Raw genomic sequence first — 3,249 nt, 5'->3', positions numbered from 1 at the left:
TCCAGAGGCCACCATCGCTCGACCATCCGAGCTCGCACGTCCGGGGACGGTTCTTACGCATGCGAATCTCGCACGTCCGGGGACGGTTCTTACGCATGCGAATCTCGCACGTCCGGGGACGGTTCTTGGGCATGCGAATTTCGAACGTCGAAGAACCGTCCCCATCGATACGAATTTCGAATGTCGGAGAACCGTCCCCGGGCGTGCGAGCCGGTTGGTCCCGTTGGTCGAGCTTGTCGAGACCCTGCCGAGCGAGGTCGACAAGGTCAACCAACCACGGCCCCGGCCGGGGACGGTTCTAACCGGCTCCGGTGACCAGCCAGAGGTCGCCTCGTTCGCGCACGCGCAGCATGCCGGCGCGAATCAGCATGAAGGCCGTGAAGCCGAGCCAGAGCGCGACGGTCGCTGCCACCGGTCCCTGCGCGGCGAGGGCGTCCGCGTTGAGCCGCAGCAGGACGACGACCGGCAGGTAGCCGAGCAGGACGACCGCCATGCCGCCGGCCAGCCAGCGGGCGTCGCCGGCACCGATCAGCACGCCGTCGAGCACGAACACGTAGCCCGAGATCGGCTGCCCGACACCGACGACGATCAGCGCCGCGACCACCGCCGACTGAACCAGTGGATCGGCGGAGAACAGCGGCGCCAGCAGCGGGCCGGACAGCGCCACCAGCAGGCCCACCACGGCCCCGCCGATGACTCCCCAGCGGATCATCGTCGCCGTCGCGGCCCGGACGCCGTCGACATCCGAGGCGCCCAGCCCCTTGCCGGTGAGCGCTTGGCCGGCGATGGCGAGGGCGTCCAACGCGAAGGACAGCATGGTCCAGACGGTGAAGGCCACCTGATGCGCGGCCAGCGGCACCTGCCCGAGCGAGGCCGCGACCCAGGTGGTCAGCAGCAGAATGGCGCGCAGCGACAGCGTCCGGATGATCAGCGGGACGCCGTTCGCTGCGGCGGCAAGCACACCGGCCGGATGCAGTCGGGGCGTCGCGCCGGACGCCCGTAGCCGCACGAACCAGACGGCGACAAGCGCCGACGCCATCGCGTACTGAGCGACGACCGTGCCCCAGGCCGAGCCGGCGATACCCCAGCCGAGCCCGTAGACCAGGCCGACGTTGAGCAGCGCGTTCAGTGTGAAGCCGGCGATCGACACGAACAGCGGAGTGCGAGTGTCCTGGACGCCGCGCAAAGCTCCGATGATCGCCATCACGATCAGCATCGCCGGCAGACCGAGAGCCGAGATCCGCAGATAGATCGTCGCGTGGTGCAACACCTCGCCATCGGCACCCAAGGCAGCGCACAACGTCTCTGCCCCGAAGCCCACCCCGATCGCGGTCAGGACGCCCAGGATCGCGGCGAGCACGGTGCCGTCGAGCCCCGCCGAGACGACTTTGTCCGTGGCGCCCGCACCGAGCGCCCGCGCCACCGTGGCGGTGGTGCCGTAGGCCAGGAAGACGAACACCCCTGCGGCCGTGGCCAGCACTGACCCGGCGACCCCCAGGCCGGCGAGTTGCGGCGTCCCCAGGTGCCCGACGATCGCCGAATCCACCAGCAGGAACAGCGGCTCGGCCACCAGCGCGAAGAACGCAGGCACGGCAAGTCCGAGGATCTGCCGGGTCAGAGTGGGGCTGCGCACCCGATCAACGTAACCCTGACCTTGGTGCGTTCCCTCCGCCGTCCGCGAGAGCGCGGTCCGCTCCGGGCTCCTTCACCCGTTCGAACCGGATTCTGGTGGGTATCGGCGCCGTCCCAGCAGCACCATCAGCACTGCTGAGATCCCGATCGCGGCAACCGACGACCCGAGCCAGGACGGCGCGACGAACCCGATCGCCGAGGCGACCTGCACCCAGAAGGGTGACCAGCCGGGAACCGTGCCCGGGTTGATCAACTGGTAGATGACGAAACCACCGGCCCACGCGAGCACCGGCGCCCAGCGCACCCGGGAGTGCTCGCCGACGTCCCAGCGCTGCCGGCTGACCACTAGGAAGTCGGTCGCGGCTACGGCGAACAGCGGCACGAACACCGAGCCGATCAGGAACAGGAAGGACTGGTACTGCCCGAAGTCGAGCAGCCCGGCCAGCAATGTGGCGACGACACCGACCGCGATCGCGACCACCCGCCGATCGAGGTTCGGCGCGATGTTCTGGATCGACATGGTGGTCGAGTAGACGTTGGCGAACGCCTCGTCCACCTCGTCGATCAGCAGGATGCTGAGCGCGATCGCGCCGGCAGGAAGTGCCAGCAGCGCACCCAGAACGTCCGTCGCGCCCAGGTGGGCGACGGCGAAGACGCCGAGTGTGTAATAGGCGACGGCGGCCAGTCCGTATCCCAGCGCCGAGCCCCAGAAGGCCGCCCGCTTGGTCCGGGAATGCCGGCTGTAGTCGGCGGCCAGCGGCGCGAACGACACCACACCGGCCACTGCCAGGTCGACCGCCGGCCAGAACCCCAGCACCGCGTCCTGCGGGATGTCGCCGGCCGGCTGCAGCAGCACCTGGACGAACAGCACCACCGAGGCGAGCAGCACCAGCCACACCATGACCTTGCGCAGCAGCCGGACGCTGCCCAGCGGCCGGACGGCCATCGTGGTGGCGACCGCGCCGGCCAGGATCACGAACGGCCAGCGCCAGGCGTCCCCGACGATCGCGGTGGCGGCGGTGGAGATGACGATGATCTCCATGGTTGCCCAGCCGATGTTCTGGCCGATGTTGAGCAGCGTGGGCACCACCGAGGCACGGCGTCCGAGCAGTCCGCGCAGCGACACCATCGCCGGCACGCCGGTGGTCGCGCCGAAGACCGCCGAGGTGCCGAGCAGCGCCGCGCCGATGCCGCAGCCGAGCACAATGGCGGCGATCGCCGTCCAGACCGAGCCGGTGGTGGCGGCGATCAGCGCCCCGGTCAGCGGTCCGAACAGGCTGATGCCGAGGTTGGCCCACATCGCGAACTGGTCGAAGAACCGCAGCGGACGCGGTGGGCTGTCGGTGAGCACCACCGGCGCCTCGACGCGTTCGGACGCCGGACGCTGCCGGTTCGCAGTGGGCATGGTGGTCGGATCGGACGTCGCCATGGACGCAACCTCCCTACGCCGGCATTACCCGGACAGGTTCAGTCGGTCGGCGGACCCGCGATCACCGATCGCACTCCGCCCTCTCAGCCCGCCATCTGGCGCGAGCTCCCGAAGCTTGTTGGTAGCCGACACGCTAGCGGTCCTCGGACGTCACCGCATCCGTCCCTGCCGTCCCTGGCCGCTCGCCG

The 3,249-nt window shown here is 69.8% G+C and carries 2 protein-coding genes and 1 riboswitch; both genes read right to left on the bottom strand.

Going from position 1 to position 3,249, the window contains the following annotated elements:
* Positions 1-298: 298 nt before the first annotated feature.
* Positions 299-1,633 carry an MATE family efflux transporter gene (locus tag Q0066_RS07995; RefSeq protein ID WP_298131804.1) on the bottom strand — a complete coding sequence of 445 codons (1,335 nt, stop codon included), beginning with the start codon at positions 1,631-1,633 and terminating at the stop codon, positions 299-301.
* Between the two features lie 72 nt (positions 1,634-1,705).
* A complete protein-coding gene (locus Q0066_RS07990; protein WP_298131802.1) occupies positions 1,706-3,061 on the bottom strand; it encodes a cytosine permease in 1,356 nt (451 codons plus the stop codon).
* Positions 3,055-3,183, bottom strand: a riboswitch (TPP riboswitch). Its footprint overlaps the gene before it by 7 nt.
* Positions 3,184-3,249 lie beyond the last annotated feature (66 nt).

It is taken from the genome of Micropruina sp., assembly GCF_027492755.1.
GTDB lineage: Bacteria > Actinomycetota > Actinomycetes > Propionibacteriales > Propionibacteriaceae > Micropruina.
This window is presented reverse-complemented; position numbering and strand designations above follow the sequence as displayed.